Source organism: Chlorogloeopsis sp. ULAP01, from assembly GCF_030381805.1.
Taxonomy (GTDB): domain Bacteria; phylum Cyanobacteriota; class Cyanobacteriia; order Cyanobacteriales; family Nostocaceae; genus Chlorogloeopsis.
Map to the genome: position 1 here is coordinate 102,521 of NZ_JAUDRH010000004.1, position 23,052 is coordinate 125,572.

The following is a 23,052-nucleotide window of genomic DNA, read 5'->3' on the forward strand; positions in this document are numbered from 1 at the left end:
CTCACAACAAAGCATTTTATATTTAGCAACCATTTTTTTCTTTTGCTATTAAAACTCCAAAATGCCTTCTTCTAAGCGAATCTTATTTATTAGTAACGGTCATGGAGAGGATAATCATACCTCTCATGTTATTCAAACTTTGCGCCAATTGTGTCCTGCTCTTGACATGGCAGCAATGCCAATTGTGGGGGAAGGAAAAGCCTACCGCAGCTTGAACATCCCCATTATTGGCCCAACCCAAAGAATGCCCTCTGGGGGATTCTTCTACATGAGACGCCTCTATTTGCTCAAAGATTTTCAATCGGGGTTAATAGGGTTAACATGGCGGCAATTACAAGCGGTGTTGCAGTATGCTCCCAACTGCGATTTGATTATGGCTACTGGGGATGTCGTCTCTCAGACATTCGCTTACTTAACGAAACGCCCTTTTGTCTCTTTTATCTCTTGTCTTTCTGCCCTCTACGAAGGGCGATTGCGTCTCAATCCGCTTCTGTGGCACGATCTTAATTCTTCTCGATGTCTGGCAGTTGTAACCAGAGATCCTTATACAGCCCAAGATCTAAACAAACAAGGTTTAACTAAAGCTCAGTTTGGTGGCATCCCGGCTTTAGATCGGCTTGTGCCTACAGGTAAAAACTTGTACCTCAAACCAGATATTCCCGCGATCGCTCTCTTACCAGGCTCGCGCATCCCAGAAGCCGTGCGAAATTTCTGTTTGCAGTTGCAACTGGTGTTAGAAATTGCCAAGATCATGCCTGAGCCAGGAGTACAATTTCGTGCAGCTTTAGTACCAGATTTGATGGCACAACTGGACGATATTGCTAAAACTCAAGGTTGGCAGCTAAATGAAGGCATACTCACTTATTCTCCTGTGGGAAGTTCTCCTGACACACCACCACTTGCAGAAGTCAGATGTTACTCAGATGCCTTCAGTGACATTGTTTGTGAATCTACCCTCGTCATTGGCATGGCGGGATTGGCAGTGGATCTAGCAGTAGCGATCGGCAAACCTGTGATCCAAATTCCCGGCGAGGGGCCTCAATTCACCTATCAATTTGCAGAGGCACAAACACGGCTATTAGGCATTTCTGCCCAAACCATCGGCACTAAGCCCGCAACCCCTGAAATTCTCAAACAAGCGGCTCGACGAGTAGTCGAGACTTTACAAGATGCAGATTATCTTGCCAAGTGTCAAGAAAATGGACGCCAGCGATTTGGCGCGCCTGGTGCATCTGAGAGAATTGCCCGCCTTCTGCTAACCTATCTAGGAGAAACTTAGTAGAAACTGTTGCACAAGCTACCGAATCTCAATAAAGTAAGGAGAAAATGAAAGTCCGCTCTAGCTACTGGCAATTGTTGCCTTATCTGTGGCCCCAATGGCCGCTGTTAGTTCGGGGAGTAGCTTGTATCTTGGGATACGTGCTGTTTACCTTATTACTACCCTATCTAGCAGGGCAAGTCGCTTTTTTTATTGGTCAGGGAAATGTTAACCAGATTGCCTACTGGCTCGGACTAGCCACTGTAGTATTTTTGGTTCGGGGGCTGTTTCAATACGGGCAGAATATTTTTATGATCGATGCTGCTCTGGAAATGGCTTTGAACGTGCGCAAACGAGTCTATGCCCACCTGCACAAACTCGGATTGGATTACTTTGAAACTGCACAGACAGGTGATCTTACTTATCGCTTGACTGAAGATGTTGATCGCGTAGGCGAGATTGTTGATAAGTTATCTCACCAGTTTCTTTCCAATATCTTGCAGCTAATTGCTATTCCCGCTTATATGCTCTACCTGAATTGGCCGCTCACGCTTGCGGGTTTGATATTAGCTCCCATAATGGCTTGGTTAATTGGACAATTTGGTCAGCGATTACTTGTGTTATCTCGCCAAAGTCAAAATCAAGTATCCAATTTGTCTGCGCTACTAACTGAAGTCTTTGGCGGTATTCGCGTTGTTCAGGCATTTGCAGCACAAGGGTATGAAGTAAAGCGATTCAATCGGGAAGCAGAACACAATCGCCTAGCTAAGTATCGCACTCAACAACTCAAAGCGATTCAGTTTCCTGTAGTCGGTTTTTTGGAAGCAGTCAGTATTATGCTGCTGTTTTTATTGGGAGGATGGCAGATTTCTCAAGGCAATCTCACCGGGCAAGAATTTGTCAGCTTCTTAACTGCCGTAGCTTTACTTATTCAGCCTATAGATTTAACGATTAGCAATTACAACGAGTTTAAACAGACTGAAGCCTCTGTCGAACGCATATTTGAATTAATGGCCGAGCAGCCTAGTCTGAGTGAAAAATCGAATGCAAAACAGCTGCCACGAGTCATGGGCAAGGTAGAGTATAGCCATGTTAGTTTCGCCTACAATCCCAATCAGCCAGTTTTAAAGGATCTCAGCCTGCAAATTTCTCCTGGTAATGTGATTGCCTTGGTTGGTACTTCTGGAGCAGGCAAATCGACTTTAATTAGTCTTTTACTTCGCTTCTACGATCCTCAAGCAGGTCAAATTTTGATTGATGATATTGATATCCGCGATGTGACACTAACCAGTTTGCGCCATCAAATCGGGATTGTTCCCCAGGATATTACTCTATTTTCGGGAACGATCGCCGAAAACATTGGTTACGGTCAGGAAGAATTAGATTTAGAAGCGATTCAGGAAGCGGCAAAAATTGCCAACGCTCACTCCTTTATCACCCAATTTTCCCAGGGTTACCATAGCTGGGTAGGCGAGCGTGGAGTTAACTTATCTGGAGGACAACGCCAAAGATTAGCGATCGCCAGAGCAATTGTCAACGATCCTCGAATTCTGATCTTGGATGAGGCTACCTCTGCTCTAGATTCTGAATCAGAAGCATTAGTTCAAGAGGCGCTTGAGCGAGTGATGCAAAACCGTACGGTTTTTATTATTGCCCATCGCCTCAGCAGCGTCCGTCGCGCTGACTGTATTCTCGTACTAGAACAAGGACAAGTGGTAGAATCTGGTACGCACGATTCTCTCCTTTCCCAAGGAGGACGGTATGCCCGTTTTTACGCCCAACAGTTCTACTCTACAAATCAGTAGTCGACACCTTAAAAGGTGCGGCTACACAGACAATGCCTGCCTTTGCAGGCTTAAGTGAACCGCTATTAGTCTATAAATAATCACAAAAATCCTCAGGCCCTAACCTCAATTCACCTGATTTAACGCGAGCAATATCTATCCAAAGAGCTTTGTGTTGAGAATTATGTGTTGGTTCAACGAAAACTAATTCCTGCAACTGATAAAACTTTGGATTGATAAACTCGCATTCATAAACTTGCACGATTTCGTGACCTGGTTTACCTTCAAGAGTAAATAAATTTTCCAGACAACCCCGATAGCGAATATTTTTTAATTCTGCTTGGATTTCTTCTTGAAATTCTCTCTCCAGTGCGGCACAGCTAGTTTCACCAAATTCAATACTGCCACCCAAGGCACGATAATATTTTTGTTGCTTTACTGAATCATAATCTTCAGAAACAAAAATCCGATTTTCATCTCGGATTAATCCAAATACTTTTACCCGAATTTTTATTGTTTTTTTCATTAATTTACTTTTAATGTGAATTAAAACGGCAAGCAAAAATCATATTTTAGAAATCGACCACAGATAGACACCGATAAACACAGATTTTATCTGTGTCCATCTGTGTTTATTTGTGGTTGTAATTAACGTAGATCGTGATGCTTGCTAGAAGTCTATTATAGTAGTCCTCAACTTCTGCTCAGATAGCGCTACTAAGAGCCTTTTCTATCGCATAATTTTAGTCGTGTCAGTCCACTCAATCACAGAAATTCAAAAATCTGCTCTGGAACTAACTTTAATTCTCCCGATTTGAAGCGACTAATCTCTACCCACAAAGCTGTTTTTTGTCGTTCACCTTCAGCAAATACTATCTTTTCCAATTGATAAAAATTAGGGTCAACAAAATCGCATTCATAAAGTTGAATGATTTCGTGACCAGGTTGACCATTATAAATAAATATATTCTCCAAACAACCCAAATAGCGAATATTAGTTAATTCTGCTTGAATTTCTTCTTTAAACTCACGCTTGAGGGCTTCTAAACTAGTTTCACCAAAGTCTACACCACCGCCCAAGGCACGATAAAAAGTTTGCTGCGTAAATTTATCGTAGCCTTGAGAGATGAAAAGGCGTTCGCGTAGCGTACGCTTTGCGTACTCGCTATCTCGAATTAATCCCAAGGCTAAGACGCGAATTTCTCCTGATTTGCCCATTGTTATCGCTAGTTATCGTAGATAAACGAAGGACGACTTTCACTTTCTTCGACAGGCCAATCTGGATTCTCGCCGCCGATGTAAACTTCATCAATGGTGACGTACTCCACACCCAATTGCTGAATGGCGTTAATCAGAATATCTAAAGCGATCGCATCAGAGGTTCCTAAGTCAAACCAGCAACGCGCCCATTCTCCTTGGTATTCAAAGTCACCCTTATTGTGCATCAGTGCTAGCAAGCTTCTATCGTATGCTTCTGAATCATAATTCATGTAGCTGATATCTAATCCTGTCTCCTGTACCTGGAGATTTTCGGCATTAAATGCGCCCAATTTGCCCAGATAAAACCAAGAATCAAAAAGCTCTTCTACATACTCTCTTTCACGTGCAGAAGGTACAGTGCTGAATTTTAGCCAAATCCACAAATCAAAAGGGTTAAATTCGCGAAACTGTATTTTCATTCCTTAAAAAATCTCTAAGTAATTATTGCTCATGACTAATTGTAGAAGAAGGGGATTGGGTATTGGGTATTGGGTACTGGTGATTGGGTATTGGGGATTGGGTAATTCAATTTTGGATTTTGGAGCAAAGCGATTTTGGATTGGAACTTAATCTAAAATCTAAAATTTCTAGCCCCTAGTCCCTAGTCCCCTGTCACCTGTCACCTGTCCCCTGTCCCCTACCTTTGGGCTTTAGCAATATCTCTAACTGTGAGGCGGCGTTCGCGTTGAATTTGTTTTACCAAACCTGCTGGCAGTTGAGCTTGTTTCGTCAGCGCTTTGTCAAAATTATTTACCGCTTCCTGCATCATTTGTTGATTTTTATCTTTTTTTGCCATTCCGCGTTGAATTTGGGCTTTTAAATAATACAATTCTGGATTATCTGGTGTCATTTTTAAGGCACGTTCTGCATATTCAAGTGCGCGATCGTACCGTTTTAAATCTCGATAAGCAAGGGCAATACCTCGATTCACCAAATACTGAGGCCCAGCATTTTTTTCTAAACGTTCTATTGCCTGTTCTGGACTAGCAAATGGCAAATTTACAGCCAGCATCAAGTCCATATAGCCCTTGAGCAAATTCAGTTCTGCATCGTTGGCAGCAACAGCTTCGGCTTGCTCTAAATGTTTATAAATTTCCCGCAGTCTGCCTAAGGCTTTTGGTGCAGCACTGACTGTACCTTCGCGCTGCATAATCACTGCCCCTTCTAAAAAATGACCAACAGCAGTATACAGATTTCCGCGTAAAGGATCGCTAGAAGTTAGTTTTTGGGCAATTTCTAAAGTTTTCTTGCTATAGGTTTCTAATGAAGCCCAATCCTTATTGGTGTATGCTAATGATGCCTTCATTGCATAGGCGAGGGGTTCATTTGGTTCTTTAGATAGTGCCTGTTGTAGATAATTTTCGGCGGCTTTATAGTCACCCTTTTGGAAAATGGCGTTGAATGCTGCTTCAGTATTGTTACCAATGTTACGCGCTTCTTTGCTACGAAAAGGATCGGCAGCAACAGAGGGATTGCCCCAAACATTGAGAACTAGAGTTGTTGCAATAGCAACTTGAGCAAGCTTGGTCAACCTAGTAGGCACAGTTGCTTGCACAGGTGGAAACCTTTTAATCATTGTTACGTTTCCTTCAGAAGAATTGCTGTTGAATTTGTTTAATGTGTTACTTAAAATGCAAGGAAGTGAGTCACGCTCACTATTGTGTTAGGCTAATTTTTTATACTGTTTGACTGTGGTAATTTTTACAGGTTCCCATTCCCTTATAGCTATTATTTAAAGTTTTAACTCGCTGCAATGAGGCAGCAGTGTAATTCTAGCTGCTATATAGAAGATATGAGCAGGGTATGCACTATAAATTTTTCGGGACTTTGTAACCGCTCGCAGTGTAGTTAATTAAGTAAGTTGCTGACTTTTTGGTACTTTTAGCAAATGCTCTATCTGAAAAATCTAATTTATCATCCCACAGCTTGCCCAACTTCAATTCTCAAATCTATTAATTTGAACTTAGCACCTCAACAGTTAGGTCTGATTATCGGGCCAAGTGGTTCTGGCAAAAGTACGTTACTAGAGATTTTGTCTGGGTTAGCGGAACCCACTTCTGGCTCTGTTTTCTGGCGCGAACAAAATTTAACTGCTGAACAGCTACAACAATTAGCAGGATTAGTATTTCAATTCCCTGAACGGCATTTTTGTGGCGGTACGATTTTAGAAGAGTTGCGCTTAGGACATCCAGAATTGGGAGCAGAGCGAGTTAGGCAGGCATTGCAAGAAGTGGGCTTAGAGCATTTATCGCTTTCGTCATCACCCCATGCATTAAGTGGTGGTCAGCAACGACGTTTGGCTTTAGCCGTACAATTAATTCGCCAGCCAAATTTATTATTGCTGGATGAACCTACGGCTGGTTTGGATTGGTCAATGCGTAGACAACTGGTAAATTTATTGGCGAAACTAAAACGAGATCGGACGTTATTAGTAGTAACCCACGACGCAGGAGATTTGTTAGCGATCGCCGACTGTTGCTGGAGCATTAATCATGGTGAACTAGAAGCAATCGATCCATACACATTGGAAAAATTAGAAACCAATGTCCAAGAACCTCTGCCCGCAGCGTGAGAAGAAGCAGAGGGGCGCTTCAGGGGCAGAGGAGATGGGGAGAACAACTAATGACAACCACTAACCAATGACTAACTACTAACCACTTGGTTATTGTTTGGTTATGTTGCAAGCGACGTTAGCAAGCGCGTGGCGGGCTGTACACTGGCCACTAGATAAGATTCCTTGATTAAAAGATGTTAACGATTAAGCCCTCACTACGCGAGCAACAACATCCTCTGATTCGTCAACTGGCTGATAGCATTGAAGCAGTCTGGCAAAAGCACCTAGATCTGTCACCCTACAATTTGCCGGCAGAACTGGGGTATGTAGAAGGTAGACTGGAAGGCGAGAAACTAACCATCGAAAATCGCTGCTATCAAACACCCCAGTTTCGCAAATTGCACTTGGAATTGGCAAAAGTGGGAAATATGCTAGATATTTTGCACTGTGTGATGTTTCCCCGCCCAGATTACGATTTGCCGATGTTTGGTTGCGATTTAGTCGGAGGTAGGGGACAAATTAGTGCAGCGATCGCGGATCTTTCACCAGTTAGTTCTGATCGCTCCCTACCAGAATCTTATATCTCATTACTCTCGGCACTGCCAACATTCAATTTTTCTCAACCGCGAGAATTACCTGAATGGGGACACATCTTTTCTGATTTTTGTATCTTTGTCCGCCCGGCTTCACCTGAAGAAGAAGCGATGTTTCTCAAACACGTGCAGGCATTTCTGGAGATTCACTGCCAAAATGCGATCGCCTCCACACCAGTTTCATCCGACAAGGTAAGACAAATTATTGCTGGGCAGCATAATTATTGCAGCAACCAGCAGCAAAATGACAAAACTCGTCGTGTCCTGGAAAAAGCTTTTGGTTCAGAATGGGCAGAAAATTATATGTCTACAGTTTTGTTTGATCTACCAAATTAAATAAGTAGAAAGCACAGAGAACTCTCTAGACGCTTTGCGGCTACTTTCGCTTATCCACTACTCTACCTTGAAGCCGGACTACGTCCGTCTACGTGTCTCCCACAGGGTGCGCCGTCGCACGGCGAGCCTCCTTGTGGAGGAGCTACGCTAACAGAATTTCGGTGGGGCAGAAGGAAGGAAAACCGGATGGAAACAGGAGCAGACAAAGGGCAAAACATGAATCATGATTTTTCTTGTTCCCGTGTCCCCATTTCACCATGTCCTCTTTCTGTCTACGTACTTATTTCTCAAACTGCTCCCTTTGGTAATAAATAAAAATCTAAAGTGTAAATTGTGAAGTGTAATTGTACAGAATGAACTAATTAAGTCATATTTACACTTCAGAAATCGAGTCTTTATATTTCATCCTTTATACTCTCTTTTTCTTGCAAGGTATTACACCAAATTTGCGCAGGGAGTCTTGTTTCAAAATTCTGGACTAGCCTATTAATCAATGGTTGGAATCCAAAATCCGTCTTGAAAAGCTTTGAGCAGAGGTTTCCTCCGCACCCTTACGGGAAGCCACTCCGCGTCTACAAACTTTTCGCAAAATCACGCCAGGTAACGCCAGTCGCTACAACGCGCTTAACCCGACGCCAGGTGCTACAACGCGGGGAACCCGCGCAACGCACTGGCTCCGCAAGGGCGCTTACGCTCCTTTATGCCGGGAAACCCTTTCACCAGTCACCTGCGGAGGGAAACCCTCCCGCAGTGCTGGTTCACCACCGCAGTGGCTCCAAAATCCACGCATTGGTATTACCCATCATCTGTAGACTCTGTTACGTTTCCCAAAAAGTTATTAATGTAGAATTCATTTAAGAAAGTACAATAGACTAAAAAACATAAGCTGCCAAAGGAGGAGCTTGGAAGTAAAGATCCAAAGATAATCCAAGTGATGTGTAAGTAACTATTGATAGCAGAAAAGCACACAATTAAAATTGACTCTCATTTATCTCTAGTTAATCAAATGGATGGTAATAAATCCATTCAGACTTAGTACTTATGTAAAAGTACCCTCAAACTCCACAGAATCTCTTCAACCAGCCAGGTGTGTCTAGGGGGTACAAATTTTAGATTTTCTATTTTGGCTTTTGCAATGAAAGAAACTGATAGCTTGATACTGGTTATTAATTCTTGTGTAGTAGTTTTTTATGAACATTGTAACAAGTCAATCTCATCAAGTAGTAAATTTTAGACCATCAGCATAAGCTAGTTGAAATTGACAACAAAAAGGAATTTCAATAGTCTTGAACTCATTTTCAAGAGTTTAGGCACAATTTTTGCGTAGTTACTTAGTCCAAATTCTTGAATATTTATGAAATACCAAAACGCCATTGTGAAAACTATGGCGTTGAATGTTCTGGAATTCTATGATTTTCAGCAATATAACTTTAAATTTACTGTTAGTTCTCCTTGACATTGATTCGTTAGCAGCGAATTCTTTTTAACTAATTTAAATGATGTTTAACTTGCTTTTTACTTTCGTTAGTAAACTTCAGACAACCAACACACCATGTCAAGGGCAAGAGAAGAGACAAGGTTAAACGAACAGCCTCAGGTTTTGTGGGCGATCGCTATAGTTCTACCGGTAACAGTTGCTGCTGGAGTGCTAGCTATGGCTAAACTAGAGCAACTTCAAAAGCTCAACGAGCCTGTAACCAGCAAGCCTGTTGTGAATAGTATTCATGCAATGGGACGCTTGGAGCCGCAAGGAGAAGTAATTAAGCTTTCTGCTCCAGCAGGAGTTCAAGGAGGCACACGAGTTGAGCAACTCTTTGTCAAAGAGGGAGAACGTGTTAAAAAAGGCCAAGTAATTGCTATTCTTGATAACTTTGCTACCAACACAGCAGTAGTAGAAGAAGCAAGAGCAAGACTCTTAGAAGCTAGAGCCAACTGGGCGCAAGTCAAAGCTGGTATGCCAAGGGACATTCAAGCTCAAAAAGCTGTTATTGCTCGTTTACAAGCTCAGTTACGTGGTGAAGCAGTTGCTCAACAAGCATTGATAAATCGTGTCGAAGCCGAATTGCGAGGGCAACAAGATGTTTTCAGAGCAACGGTGGCTCGCATCCAAGCTGAACAACGTAATGCCCTAGTTGATGCTCAACGCTACGATTTTTTATATACAGAAGGTGCAATTTCCCAACAAGAACGCGACAGGAGACGCCTAAGTGCCACAACCACTACTCAACAATTAGCTGAGAGCCAAGCCAGCCGCAGACAGGCGATCGCTACTTTGCAACAGCAAATTGCGGAAGCTAAAGTTAACCGGGACAAAACTATAGCTATTTTGCAACAACAAATCGACGAAGAAAGAACTAGATTGCAAAGAATTCAAGAAGTTAGTCCTAACAGTATGCAAATAGCACAAGCTCAAGTTGTGAATGCGATCGCAGCTCTAAAAAAGGCGGAAGCACAGCTGCGGTTGAGCTATCTTAAAGCACCTATTGCCGGAGAAATTCTCAAAATTCACACCAAATCCGGAGAAACTATGAGTGTGGATGGCATTGCTGAAATTGGGCGAACAGATCAAATGATGGTTGTTGCGGAAGTTTCTGAAGATAGTATTGGTAAAGTACGTTTAGGTCAAGAAGTGACAATCACCAGCGACAATGGAGCTTTTAGCGGTGAATTGCAGGGAACTGTAGCAGAGATTGGTAGAAAAGTTGGTAAGAAAGACGTACTAAATACAGATCCAGCCGCAGATGTTGATGCCAGAGTCGTAGAAGTCAGGATTGCTCTATCTCCATCAGATAGTGCAAAGGTTGCAGGTTTAACTTATGCCAAAGTTGTTGTTGGTATCAAAATTTAAGTCACGACTTTTTCAAAAATAATTCGTGTCTAATTTAACTTAATAAATTTATAAATTTTTCTCAAAATCTTAGGAGATAAAGATAATGTTTGGCGGAAAACTTCCTCTAGCGTGGCTACAAATAAAACGTGAAAAAACACGTTTAGCTGTAGCTTTAGCAGGAATTGCCTTTGCCGATATTCTAATGTTTATGCAACTCGGTTTTCGAGATTCTTTGTATTACAGTAACGTTAGATTTCATAACAGCTTACAAGGTGATATAGTTCTGATTAGTCCTCAGTCTAGCGCTCTGCTATCGCTAAAACCTTTTTCCCAACGTCGGTTATATCGAGCTTTAGATTTACCAGCAGTACAATCGGTACATCCCATATATTTGGACTATACTAGTTGGAAAAATCCTGTTACGGGAATACCCCGTAATCTTCTTGTTGTTGGTATTAATCCAACAGCTAACATATTAAAAATACCTGGATTAGAGCAGAATTTAGATAATATAAAATTACCTGATGTAGTTTTATATGATAGAGCTTCTCGGCAGGAATATGGCCCAATTGTCGCTGACTTTACTCAAGGTAAAATTGTCACCGCAGAAGTTCAAAGAAGACTGATTAAAGTAGGAGGATTATTTACCCTGGGTGCATCATTTGGTGCAGATGGAAACTTAATTACTAGTGATGTAAATTTTTTGAGAATATTTCCCTTTCGGCAACAAGGATTAGTTAGTATTGGACTGATTAGATTAAAACCTGGAACAAATGTAGAAACAGTTGCTAAAGATTTGAGAAATTATTTACAACCAGATGTGAAGGTGTTAACTAAGCAAGAATTTATTGATCAAGAAAGGCAATTTTGGGCAAGCAGCACAGCAATAGGATTTATTTTCACCTTAGGGACAATCATGGGCTTTATCGTTGGAACTGTGATTGTTTATCAAATTCTCTATACCGAAGTTGCAGATCATCTTGTTGAGTACGCCACTCTCAAAGCTATCGGTTACGAACATAAATATTTTTTAGTTGTAATTTTACAAGAAGCCTTAATTTTGGCAATTTTAGGATATTTGCCAGGGTTTGCTTTTGCACTATTTTTATATCAAAAGGCTAGAGAAGCAACTCTATTACCAGTTTTCATGAGTTTTGCACGAGCAATACAAGTACTAATTTTAACGATTATTATGTGTTTTATTTCTGGTGCAATTGCTGTCAGAAAATTACGTTCTGCTGACCCCGCAGATATTTTTTAAATGAATTATGGATTATGAATTATGAAAAATTTTATTTTTAGTTAATGATAACGGATTGGAATTTTTGTGAAAGTATATAGGTGTGTTTAGAGAATAAATTATTAGCGAAAACAGAAAATCATCCATACACTCCTAATAACTACTATCAACTATCCACTAAATACTATCTATGAAAAGAGAACCTGTAATTTCCATTAAACATCTCAATCATTACTATGGTAAAGGTGCATTGAGAAGACAAATTTTATTTGATATAAACCTGGATATTTATTCAGGGGAGATTGTCATTATGACAGGGCCATCAGGTTCAGGAAAGACTACTCTACTCAGCTTAATTGGTGGTTTAAGATCTGTACAAGAAGGTAGTTTAAAATTTCTAGGTGAAGAACTGTATAGAGCTAGTCAAGCCAAACTAGTTAGCCTGCGGCGTAATATTGGTTATATTTTTCAAGCTCATAACTTATTAGAGTTTTTAACCGCTAGGCAAAACGTACAAATGGCGGTAGAACTAAATAAATATATTTCTCAACAAGAAGCTATTGCTAAAGCAGAAGCAATTCTGAGATCAGTTGGTTTAGGGCCACGGGTTAACTACTATCCTGACAGTCTTTCTGGCGGACAAAAGCAAAGAATTGCGATCGCTCGCGCTTTGGTAAATAATCCTCCATTAGTTTTAGCGGACGAACCGACAGCAGCTTTAGATAAACAATCAGGACGAGATGTTGTGGAAATCATGCAGCATCTTGCGAAAGAAAAAGGAACTTCTATCTTGTTGGTAACTCACGATAACCGAATTTTGGATATCGCCGATCGCATTGTAGAAATGGAAGATGGTATTTTAGTTCGTCAATCAAATAGTACGATAGAAAGTTACGAGTCAAGAGTCAGAAAAAATAATTCATAAATAGACTCGGTTAAATCAAAGTAAACTAGTTAAGGTCGTCAGTAGTCATTAGTAAGAGTTTCAGTAATTTTTTAGATTGCAGCTTTTGCTATTTTAGAGAGTTTGGTTGACGGCTAGTGCGGAAAGTCACATTCACACCTTCATTCGATTGCTCTAGTACTAGCAAAGGAGTGGGTTTAGCCTTTTGATCCCAATGCATATAGGCAACTCTGCCTTGAATCGTCGGTTGCCAATTATCTTCCTCATCTATAGGACTGAGGTAAGTTTCAATACAGTCAATAATTTGGCTAATTGTGGCGGAAGTAGGTTGGGTTGGTAGCTTCATTAATCGGATTTGAACACGAAACAAGACTCGCTTCGTAATATTAGGTACATTGCCAGTCTCATACTCAACATCAAACATTTCATCCACCTGTCTTCCGGCATTACTGGCAATACCCACTACCCCTTGTTGAGCCTGATTGGGGCGCAGTGCTTGAGAAATTTTGTCTTTAATTTTGATTTTAATTTGATTAACAATGGCAAAATGAAATACCTCCTCTGACATCCGCATTCGCAGATAATCTAGGTTAAATTCCCGTGAGTTGATTAAATCGGGATTAGTCTCCATTTTGCGGATTGTTTCCAAAGCTAATTTAAACTTTTTCTCTATTTCCCGTGTCCGAAATTGTTCAAATTTAATTTTTTTCTTTAGCTTATTGATCTTGATATTGCCAAAGATAATTAAACCAATCACAAGCAAGGCTAAACCTCCACTGGTTGCTACCAATATTGGCGGTAATTGTGATTCACTTGCGGCAACTTGCTGAGAAATATTTTTAGCCTTTGTTCCAGGATATTGGGCAATAGATGTAAAAGCTGACATGGCGAGTACATAAAAATACTGGGCTTCTGTTTTAGGATGCCCAAATCTCCCATCTGTTTTTGCGGTATCAATGCTATTTTTCCAGAGTTGTGGGTGGAGGCTAGGGAATAGGGGATAGGTGACAGGGGACTAGGGACGCTTAAAGAGGATAAGGCGCACCTGGTGCAAGGGGACAAGGGGAAAATCTTTCTCCGTGTCACCAAAAGACGACGGGGAAGCCCGCCCCTTCAAGGAACGGGAGGAACCGTCGTCCGTCGTCTTGGGGCAAGGGGCAAAGGGCATTCATGCATTGGCCAATGCCCAATTCCCAATTCACTTCGGCCCGCTTTCATCCCCCAGACTTCAGTCGGGGGATGAGCTTAACGTGTCCTCTTCTTCCCAATACCCAATCCCTAATCACCAGATGACAATGGCTCAAAACTAAAAAGCTACCCCTTGTCTTCCTTGCAAGTAAAATTTTGGAAGGAAAGATGGGGGGTAGCGAGCGATCGCTCCTAAAGTGACAAATACAGTCTTGAGTAGCAGTAAGTTGCCACACTCAAAGAAAATTAGGCACGAGCTGGTTCAACGCGAGCATAGAAAATGCCACGAACTTTGACTTCCTCTGGCTCGTCAGCGCCTAAATCGGTATCAGAGGGCTGTTCGCTCTCAAAAGTACCTGCAATTTCACCAGTAGCATTATCTACTTTAGCTATAGACAGGGAAATCTTGCCTTCAAGCACATCAGCACGCTTGACATTGGCGCGAAGGAGTTCTTCCTCATCAGATTGGGCAGGAAGAGCTACAGCGTTATCATAACCACTGGCAACACCACGTCCTTTAGGATCGAGGAAAGTCGCACCACGGTACGAAGGCACTCTGAAAGAACCTTCAAAATCAGTGGAAGTATTAATGCTAGTCATACCAGGTTGTGATTGAGCAACCAAACCTTTGACTGTAAACAAGAAAGGTACCATTTCACCACCAGGTAACTTGACGGTAGCAGCCTGGAAGTCAAAGCCATCTTTTTCCACAAAGGTGAGACTACCGTCTGAGTTCACTTTCAGATCACCTTGAATCTGATCGAGTGAGTAGGTTTTACGAGTCAATAGTTTGCCAGCAATATATTGTGGTTTTTGCCGTTTATTAGTTGGTTCTCCTTTCACAAAGAATTGAGTAGGTTCTAAACAAAGTTCTTTTATGATGTAAGACTGCCCGGCATCAATAGGAATGGAGCCGCGACTTGTTTCTGTTAGTTGAGGACACTTGTTAGCCAAGCCAGTGCCTTTGATTTGGTCGTAAGTAAGTAAATCTGTACTACCAGCAGCAGGGCCTTCACTACAAGCAGTTAGTACTCCCAAGCATAAAGCCAAGAGTGCAACAATTACAGCGCGAAACCTCATGGTCAACCTCAGTGTCAAAATCAAAAATGAATATCTAATGGTTTTCGTTTGGGCGTATGAATGAGTACGCCCCAGCATACACAAGACGCGAACATATACCTCGAAGGAGGATACAAGCATAGACTTCCGAATGCTTTCCTCAAGCTGAGAACAGCTATAATTGCCGTTGCTACAACTTTTTTGGACAGTTTCCAGATGTCCGTAAGTGCTGCTAGTAGGTTTACCTTTGTGGTATAACCTTTGTCGTTCTGCGTGACGTATGTGTCGCCACTATATACAACCCATTTTGTTATGGGGAGATCAGCCAGATCATACGATTTTTTTTAACTCAAAATCAAAGCGCTCTAATATTTGTCAAGAATGCTGGGATCGCATTGAGCTAATTAATAACTCTACCAAACATAATCCACTCTTGCTCATCAATCGGAGTAATGGGCTGTAAGTACAAATGCGGTTTTAGTCTGCTTTGACAAAAATAGGTTCAATGGTGAACAAAAGAAAGTAAAAAATCTTCGGTAAATTTATTTAGACCTCATTTACATAAGGTGGCATGAAAAACGGCAGAATTTTTGAGCCAGAGAAATTATTTGGCAAGCTGCAAGATATTGCAACGGAAGTACATAATGCAGTGCTATTTTGTCAAGGGGATACCATAGCTCTTTTAGCTTTACTGCGGCAGTTGGAACAACTACACCGAGAGATTCGGGATGGAGCTTTTCAAGAAAGTTTACCTAACAATCGTCAGGCACTTTACTCACTCCTAAAGGATATTGAGTCTGAAGGTGGATGGCCTTATATCGAGCGAATGAGGCTGCAAGAATTTTTAACAAATTTGCCACAAGAAGTAGCCCAACAAGAGGAGTGGGGAAGCGACAGAATCAACGAATAGTATAGTTTTTCTCATTTTTACTTTTCAATTTCGCGCTGGGTGGTAACACCATCACAAAGTGTGCGATCGCGCTTTTCAATATTGCGGTTGCGCTAAAGATTATTACTTACCCAGTTGCAACCACGTACTAGCAAGCTATCGAAAACAGGAAACTCTCAATAGAGAAATAAATATTTTTATTCTCTCTGTGGACAGTTGCTAGTAAAAGTCTAGTTATAAGTCTATGTTAGGAAAAAGCGTCACAAATTTAGTGTTAAGATTTAAATTTAAGTATTTTTATATACAACTTGTTTTCACAAAAACACGCATTTTTCAGAATTGTTTGTTGCAAAAAATACTTGTTTTTTAAGTTAGTTACTATAAGCTCAATCTCATACTGATCCAAAAAATGTATCTTTTGACTAAATACAGTATATTTATATCTGATCTACTGCTTGAAATTTTATCAATCGCAAGCCTATGACTTCATTTTCAGTTTTAAGTGTAAAATCAACAAAAACAACAATTTGAGGTTACCATTGCTACAAAAGTAGCTAAAAATGTATAATGATGACTCGTTAAGTAATTTTTTGATATAAAAGTAACTATTTTAAAAATCAAATTGTATTATGAACTTTTATAAACCGATATAAATCTTTCATTGTAGTGCCGTAAATACAACATATAATATCTTGTTGTAATTTATACTTAGTAAGTTTCTGCTAAGTATTTTGTTGTGGTTAGCACTTACTTGACAAATTTTAAATCAGAGTATAATTGGTGTCGCACTTCCCTAAATTTGCCTGTTAGAGGGTAGTCGTCATCAATCCCATCTGATTTGTCAATACTTGAGGTATGGCCGTTCTGTGGAACTATGGCTATTGCCCTACAGCAATGAGGCTAAATTCAATTTAGAATAAACACCGCAAACTTGAATAGTGAAGAATCTTGGTACCACAATCCTTGTTTGGTTGCTGTAAAGTGTTACTACATCAAAACAAATTTTGAGAAAGACATCTCTCCCTCGGCAGACAGGTTTGCTGCGATTACTGAATAACAGGAGCATAATAAACAATTTGGAATTTGCAATAAAGTGTGGAAGAGGTTTGAATGGCTGGTATAGTATCAGTTTCTCGTAAAGTTCTAGCCGGGCGGCGTAAGAAACTACGTCAAAAGCGGCAAGCAAAAATTTTTCAAGCTATTTGGCGATCTCTCGCCGTTACTGGTTTGGCAAGTAGTTTGCTGTGGGTAACGCTTCAACCAATTTGGGTTCTCAAAAATCCCGATGACATAGTAATTTCGGGTAATCAATTACTTTCGGATGAGACTGTAGAGTCTTTTTTGAAGCTCTCTTATCCTCAGTCTTTGTGGCGAATCCAACCATCTCGAATTGCATCTTCATTGCAGCAGCAACCGACTATCGCACAGGCGATCGTAACTCGTCGTCTTTTTCCTCCCGGATTAGTAGTGCAAATTCACGAAAGAATACCTGTGGCAGTTGCTCAAATGCATCGAGAACAGGCAAAAAATACTAATGACAACAAAAAATTATCTGTGAGTTTACTAGATGCTCATGGAGTAGTCATGCCTTTAGAACAATTTACTTCACTCAATTCCACAGTGAAAGTACCGTCTTTAAAAGTCATTGGCTCGCCAGAACACTACCGTTCTTACTGGGCTGAACTATATCTCGCTGTAAGTCAATCTGCTGTAAAAGTAATAGAGATTGATTGGCAAGATCCAACGAATTTAATTTTGAAAACAGAAATAGGTAAGGTACATTTCGGTGTTCCTAGTTCCCGGTTACCTGAACAAATCAAATTACTAGCTCAGATGCGCCATTTACCCTTACAACTCAGTCCCAATCAAATAGATTATATAGATTTGAAAAACCCAGATCATCCTATAGTACAAATGAACCAAACTCAAAGAAAAATTAATTCCAGGACTCCCTAAAAACATTTGTATTTTTAATGTAGAAAAGACTTCTAATTAATAAAGAAGTTTTATGCTGATAAATCTTATTTATTAATTTTGCTTGTATAGCACTCCATGCAATAATCAGCACCAACTTCTAATTAGAATAGTGAAGAATCATCACAAAATATCTCTAATTTTACCAAAAAAGCTCTTGTTGTTTATGCCCCAAAACCTAAATGAGAACGTGCAACTTTATGCACTTTTTCAATTTATGTAGAGAACCTACAGGAGTATTTAAGGTATGTGTTTAGCTAAGTTTAGGTGTAAGTAAAGCTAATCAAAGCTCAATTAACCGGGTGATAAATACCAAATCGAATTAGTTTTTTGTTTTTTTAGTTGAAGGGTAGGTAAAAATAAAAAAATTTCTGTATTTTTAAGTTGCTATCCTCCTGATTGAGGAATCCAATTGAACATATTATTAAGACAGGCAAGATGTGTCTTGGCGTGTTTTAGCAAGTAATATATATTTACAAGTAATATAAGTAGTTATTACGTACTGAAATACTTTTTACTGTGAAAAGTGTATAAAGAGAAACGAAAATATTACGGGTAAAATTTAAAAGCTATCAAAAGCAATAAATAATTACTTTGTAATAGCTCTTGGTTTAGTTAATTTCTCAATACTTTATACAAAAACACTAGTAATTATTGTGAGTAAAGAAAAAAACAAAATTAACTACTGTAAAATTAATGGGCCGTGTAAATTACCAGTAGCAACAAGGAGATGTTATTGGAATTACCGAAGGCATACCGGGCAAAATCAGCAAAAAAGCAGTGAAGATGTTAATGGCCGGCGGAAGTTATACAGGTCAATTTCAGGTAAATATGGGTATACTTCTCTAGAATTAGCTGGGCAAACAGGTGCCTTGCTCACTGATCTCATAGTAAATTTTCGCGCCTCCAATCCTGAAAGGGTTGGAATTAGTGAGAACAAGAAAGAACAATGCTACAGATTGTGGCAACGTCAAACTATAGTTGACTCTTAGGTGAATAACACCTTAAAAAGTCGTTTATCTACCTTTGTGAATCCAATGACACTTGATAATAACCAAGGGCTTACCTATAGAAACTCTCAGTCTCCAGGACAGTCTGCTTTCTCGCTGGCAGTAAACTCTGCTAATCCCTTTAATCACTCAGGGTTGAACTTTGGGCAAAACAATGACAGCAAGAAGATTCCTAACGAAGATACCCGAATCGGTGATATTGTTCCAGGCCGAGTTGCCAATATCAAAGTGATTGGTGTTGGTGGTGGTGGTAGCAATGCCGTTAATCGCATGATCGCTTCTGATGTTTCTGGAGTAGAGTTTTGGTCTATTAACACCGATGCCCAAGCTTTAACTCTGGCAGCAGCTCCGAGTCGCTTACAAATTGGGCAGAAACTTACTCGTGGTTTAGGAGCAGGTGGTAATCCTGCTATCGGGCAAAAAGCTGCTGAGGAGTCGCGCGATGAGATTGCAACCGCTTTAGAAGGTGCAGACTTAGTTTTTATCACTGCTGGCATGGGGGGTGGAACTGGAACTGGTGCAGCACCAATTGTGGCGGAAGTAGCAAAAGAAATGGGTGCTCTCACTGTTGGTGTGGTAACACGTCCATTTATTTTTGAAGGACGTCGTCGCACTAGTCAAGCAGAGCAAGGTATTGAAGGGCTGAAAAGTCGTGTAGATACATTGATTATTATCCCTAACAACAAGCTTTTAGAAGTGATCCCAGAACAAACACCCATGCAGGAGGCTTTTCGTTACGCAGATGATGTGCTGCGGCAAGGTGTGCAAGGCATCTCTGATATCATCACGATCCCCGGTTTGATCAACGTTGACTTTGCAGATGTACGAGCAGTGATGGCAGATGCGGGATCGGCTCTGATGGGGATCGGAATTGGTTCTGGAAAATCGAGAGCTAGGGAAGCAGCGATCGCTGCGATATCTTCACCATTACTTGAAAGTTCAATTGAGGGAGCCAGAGGTGTCGTCTTTAATATTACTGGTGGTAGTGACTTGACTCTTCATGAGGTAAACGCAGCAGCAGAAACCATCTATGAAGTTGTTGATCCGAACGCCAATATTATCTTTGGAGCAGTGATTGACGATAGGCTTCAAGGCGAAGTTAGACTGACTGTCATTGCGACTGGATTTACAGGTGAAGTGCAAACAGCACAACAACCAAACGTCACCCAAAATCGGGTAGTACAACCCCCACAATCAAGACGCCCAATGCCACAACCTCCAGCAGCTAATCCTCCTACTCAAGTTCCAGAGCCGAAAGAAAAATCAATTTTGGATATTCCTGACTTTTTGCGAAATCGACGACCGCCACGCAATTAAGTTGTTAATAACTGCTTTTTTGCTAGCTTATAGCCATTCTATTAAAATATCATTTTTTTTACCAGGGGCAGGGATAAGCTACTTAGTGCCATCCCTCAGTTGTCAATTGCTGGCAAAATTTTTCTCGGCTGCAAACATACCAAAATTATTGGACAAAAGTTCACTTAATTGGATATTGCTAGTTCTTTTGGTACAACAAGCAAGGACAGTTTTGACAATGAAGTTTCTCTTCTAGCCCCATAATCACTTGTCTGAGTAGGGGAAATTTTACCCAACCATGAAGGCGAGATTCCTATATGTACATAGTCTATGTTTTCAACGATGCCTGTCTATTGTTGGAATCGGCACAGTTCTTAATCTGAATAGACATTAATTTTGTCATCTTTAAAGACTAAGTCATTTCCTACCAGATGGGCTAAATTGCAGCGTTTATTGACGCTGTAAATTTCAATCTGTTGTCACTGATTAACTTTTGTTAGGTCAAAAGAAATTATGTAGATGTAACCCTAGCAAAACAAAGCCCACTTTTAGCAAAGTAGCTAAGATAAACATGATTGTAATTTTGTGTCAAGCATTAAATAAAGAAGGCTGACCGTAGAAAACCAGGGAGTCAACCGACTATGAGTTGATAGTAATTTTCTGGTCAGCAATTTAGAGCAGCTAACTGATAGAGTTTGCGCAGGTAAGTTTCAGTTTTATACGTAAATTGGTATCCATACGCAAAGAATGACAAGCAAGAATCAAATATAAATTATTTTAATTTTCTATTTCGACTGTGTAGAGCCTGCTCAATCCATTTAATCACTTCATGACCAAGACGAGTGCCATCCAGTCGGTCAATTTCGCGTACTCCTGTGGGACTTGTAACGTTAACTTCGGTTAGATAGCCACCAATAACGTCGATTCCGACAAAAATTAACCCATCTTGACGTAAAGTTGCGGCTAATTCCAAGCAAATCTCATGTTCTTTTTGAGTAATGACGGTTTTGGCGACTGTGCCACCAGTAGCCATATTGTTGCGAAATTCACCAGCAGCTGAAAGACGGTTAACGGCACCAATCGGTTCGCCATTGAGTAGAATGATTCGCTTATCTCCTTCTTTGGCATCTGGTATAAACTCTTGCACCATAATAGGTACCCGACCTTGGAGAGTACTAAGTTCGATCATAGAGTTGAAGTTGCGATCGCTCGGTTGCAAAATTAAAATTCCTTCGCCAGCTTTGTTACCCAGAGGTTTAAGAACCGCCGTCCCTTTGGCTTCCACAAATTGCCGAATAATCTGCTTATCTGCCGTAACGATAGTTTCTGGAATTACTTTACTAAACTGAAGGGCATACATTTTTTCGTTTGCCGCTCGAATCCCACTGGGATTATTAATCACCAAAGTTTTGTTTTGATCTATGTAGTCCAGAATATAAGTGGCATAGAGGTAGGGAACTGTAACTGGTGGATCTGTCCGCATAAACACGGCATCCATTGTTTCCAGACAAAGAAATGTGCGATCACTCAACTTGTACCAAGGGTTTGCCGCCACCCAGCGTCCTTCTACTAGTTCTATAGGCACAAGCTCAACACGTTCTAAGATTGCCCAAGCTTTACCTTCTACAACACTTAACGAGTTAATTGGGGCAATCCAAACTTCGTGTCCCATAATGTGCGCTGCTTCCATCAAGGCAACGCTGGTATCATGGCATGGGTCAAGAGTAGAGATGGGGTCGATAATAAAAGCCAGTTTCACGCTTTCTGCCTCAATTGCCAGCAACTTCCAAGATCACTTTTAATTATCCCTTGATGATTTAGCTTCTTGGCGATCGCTTTTGCAGAAAAACCCGATCGCGACTCTTGCAATCCTAAACACTATTGCTAGAAGCAAGTAGCTGATCTAGCTTACCTTGAGCATCTAAAGCATAAATATCGTCACAACCACCAACGTGACGATCATTGATAAATATTTGTGGTAGAGAACGCCTTCCATTTGCTCTTTGAGCCATTTTATTCCGCGCTGCCTCATTTCCATCGATACCATATTCGATGAATTCAACTCCTTTTTTCTTCAACAAGCTTTTGGCACGGATACAAAACGGGCAAGTACTCCAAGTGTAAATTTCTACTTTAGCAGCCATAACTTCCTCAATTGAGCGTAATAATTCTTAATTTTAGAATGTTGTCGTTAGCTGTGGGGACTTTATCCTATTTTTATCAACGGTGTTGGGAGGGATTTGTCATTGGTCATTTGTCATTTGTTAGTAGGGGAGGCAGCGCGCCCTTGCGGAGCCAGTGCGGTGGTGAGCCAGCGCGCCCTAGCGGCTACCCGGAGGGTAGCCGCTAGCTAACGCAACGCCTGACGGCGAACGCGTCTAGTGCCGACTTGTAGCGACTGGCGTAGACACGTAGACGGACGTAGTCCGGCTTCTCGCAGAGTAGTGGATAAGCGAAAGTAAGGGTTCCCCGGCATAAAGGAGCCAGTGCGCCCTTGCGGAGCCAGTGCGTTGCGCGGGTTCCCCGCGTTGTAGCACCTGGCGTCGGGTTAAGCACGTTGTAGCGACTGGCGTCACCTGGCGTCGGGTTAAGCGCGTCGAGTGCGACTGCCGTGCGGGTTTTATGGATAATCTTGCCGTTCAAACTGATAATTTATCTTCTAAACCCGCCCGTACAGTGGTTAGTAGTTAGTAGTTCTCCCCATCTCCCCTGCCCCCCAGCTTCCTCAGCTTCCACTCTCCTTGTCCCCTTTTCCCCTTGTCTGTTTGTCCCCCTGTCCTCTATTCCCTGTTCCCTGTTCCCTATACCCTGTTCTAAAAAAATAGGCTTAAAAGTGCTGATACACTCCTAAGCCTCTATCATCAAGGTCAATGTAAA

22 protein-coding genes are annotated in these 23,052 nt (G+C 41.1%); 13 read left to right on the top strand and 9 right to left on the bottom strand.

The features are described from left to right. Nucleotides 1-61: 61 nt before the first annotated feature. Both QUB80_RS09055 and QUB80_RS09060 read left to right on the top strand, forming a co-directional pair. Entirely contained in the window at nucleotides 62-1,279 is a 1,218-nt protein-coding gene (locus QUB80_RS09055; protein WP_289789177.1) for a lipid-A-disaccharide synthase-related protein, read from the top strand. A gap of 47 nt (nucleotides 1,280-1,326) precedes the next feature. Then, complete coding sequence (locus tag QUB80_RS09060) at nucleotides 1,327-3,063, top strand: ABC transporter ATP-binding protein (RefSeq protein WP_289789178.1); 1,737 nt, start codon at nucleotides 1,327-1,329, stop codon at nucleotides 3,061-3,063. A 70-nt stretch (nucleotides 3,064-3,133) separates the two neighbouring features. Here the strand turns inward: QUB80_RS09060 and QUB80_RS09065 are convergent, their stop codons facing one another. The 4 genes from QUB80_RS09065 to QUB80_RS09080 form a co-directional block, all read right to left on the bottom strand. Further along, nucleotides 3,134-3,568 carry an NUDIX hydrolase gene (locus QUB80_RS09065; RefSeq protein WP_289789179.1) on the bottom strand — a complete coding sequence of 145 codons (435 nt, stop codon included), beginning with the start codon at nucleotides 3,566-3,568 and terminating at the stop codon, nucleotides 3,134-3,136. Between the two features lie 239 nt (nucleotides 3,569-3,807). Further along, nucleotides 3,808-4,260 (bottom strand): NUDIX hydrolase, encoded by a 453-nt coding sequence (locus QUB80_RS09070; RefSeq protein ID WP_289789180.1) that lies wholly within the window; start codon nucleotides 4,258-4,260, stop codon nucleotides 3,808-3,810. An 8-nt stretch (nucleotides 4,261-4,268) separates the two neighbouring features. Continuing rightward, nucleotides 4,269-4,721: a DUF3531 family protein gene (locus QUB80_RS09075; RefSeq protein WP_289789181.1), complete on the bottom strand. Its 453-nt coding sequence runs from the start codon at nucleotides 4,719-4,721 to the stop codon at nucleotides 4,269-4,271. Between the two features lie 218 nt (nucleotides 4,722-4,939). Beyond that, complete coding sequence (locus tag QUB80_RS09080; RefSeq protein ID WP_289789182.1) at nucleotides 4,940-5,878, bottom strand: Sll0314/Alr1548 family TPR repeat-containing protein; 939 nt, start codon at nucleotides 5,876-5,878, stop codon at nucleotides 4,940-4,942. A 312-nt stretch (nucleotides 5,879-6,190) separates the two neighbouring features. Between QUB80_RS09080 and QUB80_RS09085 the strand changes: the two genes are divergently transcribed. From QUB80_RS09085 to QUB80_RS09115, 7 genes are all read left to right on the top strand, one after another. Beyond that, entirely contained in the window at nucleotides 6,191-6,874 is a 684-nt protein-coding gene (locus tag QUB80_RS09085; RefSeq protein WP_289789183.1) for an ABC transporter ATP-binding protein, read from the top strand. A gap of 176 nt (nucleotides 6,875-7,050) precedes the next feature. Beyond that, nucleotides 7,051-7,785 carry a phycocyanobilin:ferredoxin oxidoreductase gene (locus tag QUB80_RS09090; protein ID WP_289789184.1) on the top strand — a complete coding sequence of 245 codons (735 nt, stop codon included), beginning with the start codon at nucleotides 7,051-7,053 and terminating at the stop codon, nucleotides 7,783-7,785. Nucleotides 7,786-7,971: 186 nt separating this feature from the next. After that, the gene (locus tag QUB80_RS09095; RefSeq protein ID WP_289789185.1) at nucleotides 7,972-8,100 is read left to right on the top strand and encodes a hypothetical protein; all 129 of its coding nucleotides are present in this window, start codon (nucleotides 7,972-7,974) and stop codon (nucleotides 8,098-8,100) included. Between the two features lie 201 nt (nucleotides 8,101-8,301). Next, nucleotides 8,302-8,643 (top strand): hypothetical protein, encoded by a 342-nt coding sequence (locus QUB80_RS09100; protein ID WP_289789186.1) that lies wholly within the window; start codon nucleotides 8,302-8,304, stop codon nucleotides 8,641-8,643. 694 nt (nucleotides 8,644-9,337) lie between these two features. Continuing rightward, nucleotides 9,338-10,633, top strand: a complete 1,296-nt coding sequence (locus tag QUB80_RS09105; RefSeq protein WP_289789187.1) for an HlyD family efflux transporter periplasmic adaptor subunit — start codon at nucleotides 9,338-9,340, stop codon at nucleotides 10,631-10,633. 85 nt (nucleotides 10,634-10,718) lie between these two features. Continuing rightward, the gene (gene devC / locus QUB80_RS09110) at nucleotides 10,719-11,876 is read left to right on the top strand and encodes an ABC transporter permease DevC (RefSeq protein ID WP_289789188.1); all 1,158 of its coding nucleotides are present in this window, start codon (nucleotides 10,719-10,721) and stop codon (nucleotides 11,874-11,876) included. 169 nt (nucleotides 11,877-12,045) lie between these two features. Beyond that, nucleotides 12,046-12,780 carry a DevA family ABC transporter ATP-binding protein gene (locus QUB80_RS09115; RefSeq protein ID WP_289789189.1) on the top strand — a complete coding sequence of 245 codons (735 nt, stop codon included), beginning with the start codon at nucleotides 12,046-12,048 and terminating at the stop codon, nucleotides 12,778-12,780. Nucleotides 12,781-12,868: 88 nt separating this feature from the next. Here QUB80_RS09115 and QUB80_RS09120 read toward each other — a convergent pair whose 3' ends face one another. Together QUB80_RS09120 and QUB80_RS09125 are read right to left on the bottom strand one after the other, a co-directional pair. After that, nucleotides 12,869-13,645: a hypothetical protein gene (locus tag QUB80_RS09120; RefSeq protein WP_289789190.1), complete on the bottom strand. Its 777-nt coding sequence runs from the start codon at nucleotides 13,643-13,645 to the stop codon at nucleotides 12,869-12,871. A 548-nt stretch (nucleotides 13,646-14,193) separates the two neighbouring features. Next, complete coding sequence (locus tag QUB80_RS09125; protein ID WP_289789191.1) at nucleotides 14,194-15,027, bottom strand: photosystem II manganese-stabilizing polypeptide; 834 nt, start codon at nucleotides 15,025-15,027, stop codon at nucleotides 14,194-14,196. Nucleotides 15,028-15,577: 550 nt separating this feature from the next. On the opposite strand from QUB80_RS09125, the gene QUB80_RS09130 reads away from it, so the two are divergent. From QUB80_RS09130 to ftsZ, 3 genes are all read left to right on the top strand, one after another. After that, nucleotides 15,578-15,916, top strand: a complete 339-nt coding sequence (locus tag QUB80_RS09130) for a hypothetical protein (protein WP_289789192.1) — start codon at nucleotides 15,578-15,580, stop codon at nucleotides 15,914-15,916. Nucleotides 15,917-17,005: 1,089 nt separating this feature from the next. After that, a complete protein-coding gene (locus QUB80_RS09135; RefSeq protein ID WP_289789193.1) occupies nucleotides 17,006-17,851 on the top strand; it encodes a cell division protein FtsQ/DivIB in 846 nt (281 codons plus the stop codon). Between the two features lie 1,055 nt (nucleotides 17,852-18,906). Beyond that, complete coding sequence (gene ftsZ, locus QUB80_RS09140) at nucleotides 18,907-20,196, top strand: cell division protein FtsZ (protein ID WP_289789194.1); 1,290 nt, start codon at nucleotides 18,907-18,909, stop codon at nucleotides 20,194-20,196. A 751-nt stretch (nucleotides 20,197-20,947) separates the two neighbouring features. Here the strand turns inward: ftsZ and gshB are convergent. The 3 genes from gshB to QUB80_RS09155 all read right to left on the bottom strand — a co-directional run bounded on the left by gshB (nucleotide 20,948) and on the right by QUB80_RS09155 (nucleotide 22,651). Then, nucleotides 20,948-21,934 carry a glutathione synthase gene (gene gshB, locus QUB80_RS09145; protein WP_289789195.1) on the bottom strand — a complete coding sequence of 329 codons (987 nt, stop codon included), beginning with the start codon at nucleotides 21,932-21,934 and terminating at the stop codon, nucleotides 20,948-20,950. A 112-nt stretch (nucleotides 21,935-22,046) separates the two neighbouring features. Next, a complete protein-coding gene (gene grxC / locus QUB80_RS09150) occupies nucleotides 22,047-22,319 on the bottom strand; it encodes a glutaredoxin 3 (protein WP_289789196.1) in 273 nt (90 codons plus the stop codon). 206 nt (nucleotides 22,320-22,525) lie between these two features. Further along, the gene (locus QUB80_RS09155; RefSeq protein WP_289789197.1) at nucleotides 22,526-22,651 is read right to left on the bottom strand and encodes a hypothetical protein; all 126 of its coding nucleotides are present in this window, start codon (nucleotides 22,649-22,651) and stop codon (nucleotides 22,526-22,528) included. A gap of 29 nt (nucleotides 22,652-22,680) precedes the next feature. Here QUB80_RS09155 and QUB80_RS09160 point away from each other — a divergent pair, with 29 nt between their 5' ends. After that, on the top strand, nucleotides 22,681-22,866 hold the full coding sequence (locus QUB80_RS09160) for a hypothetical protein (RefSeq protein WP_289789198.1): 186 nt from the start codon (nucleotides 22,681-22,683) through the stop codon (nucleotides 22,864-22,866). Nucleotides 22,867-23,052 lie beyond the last annotated feature (186 nt).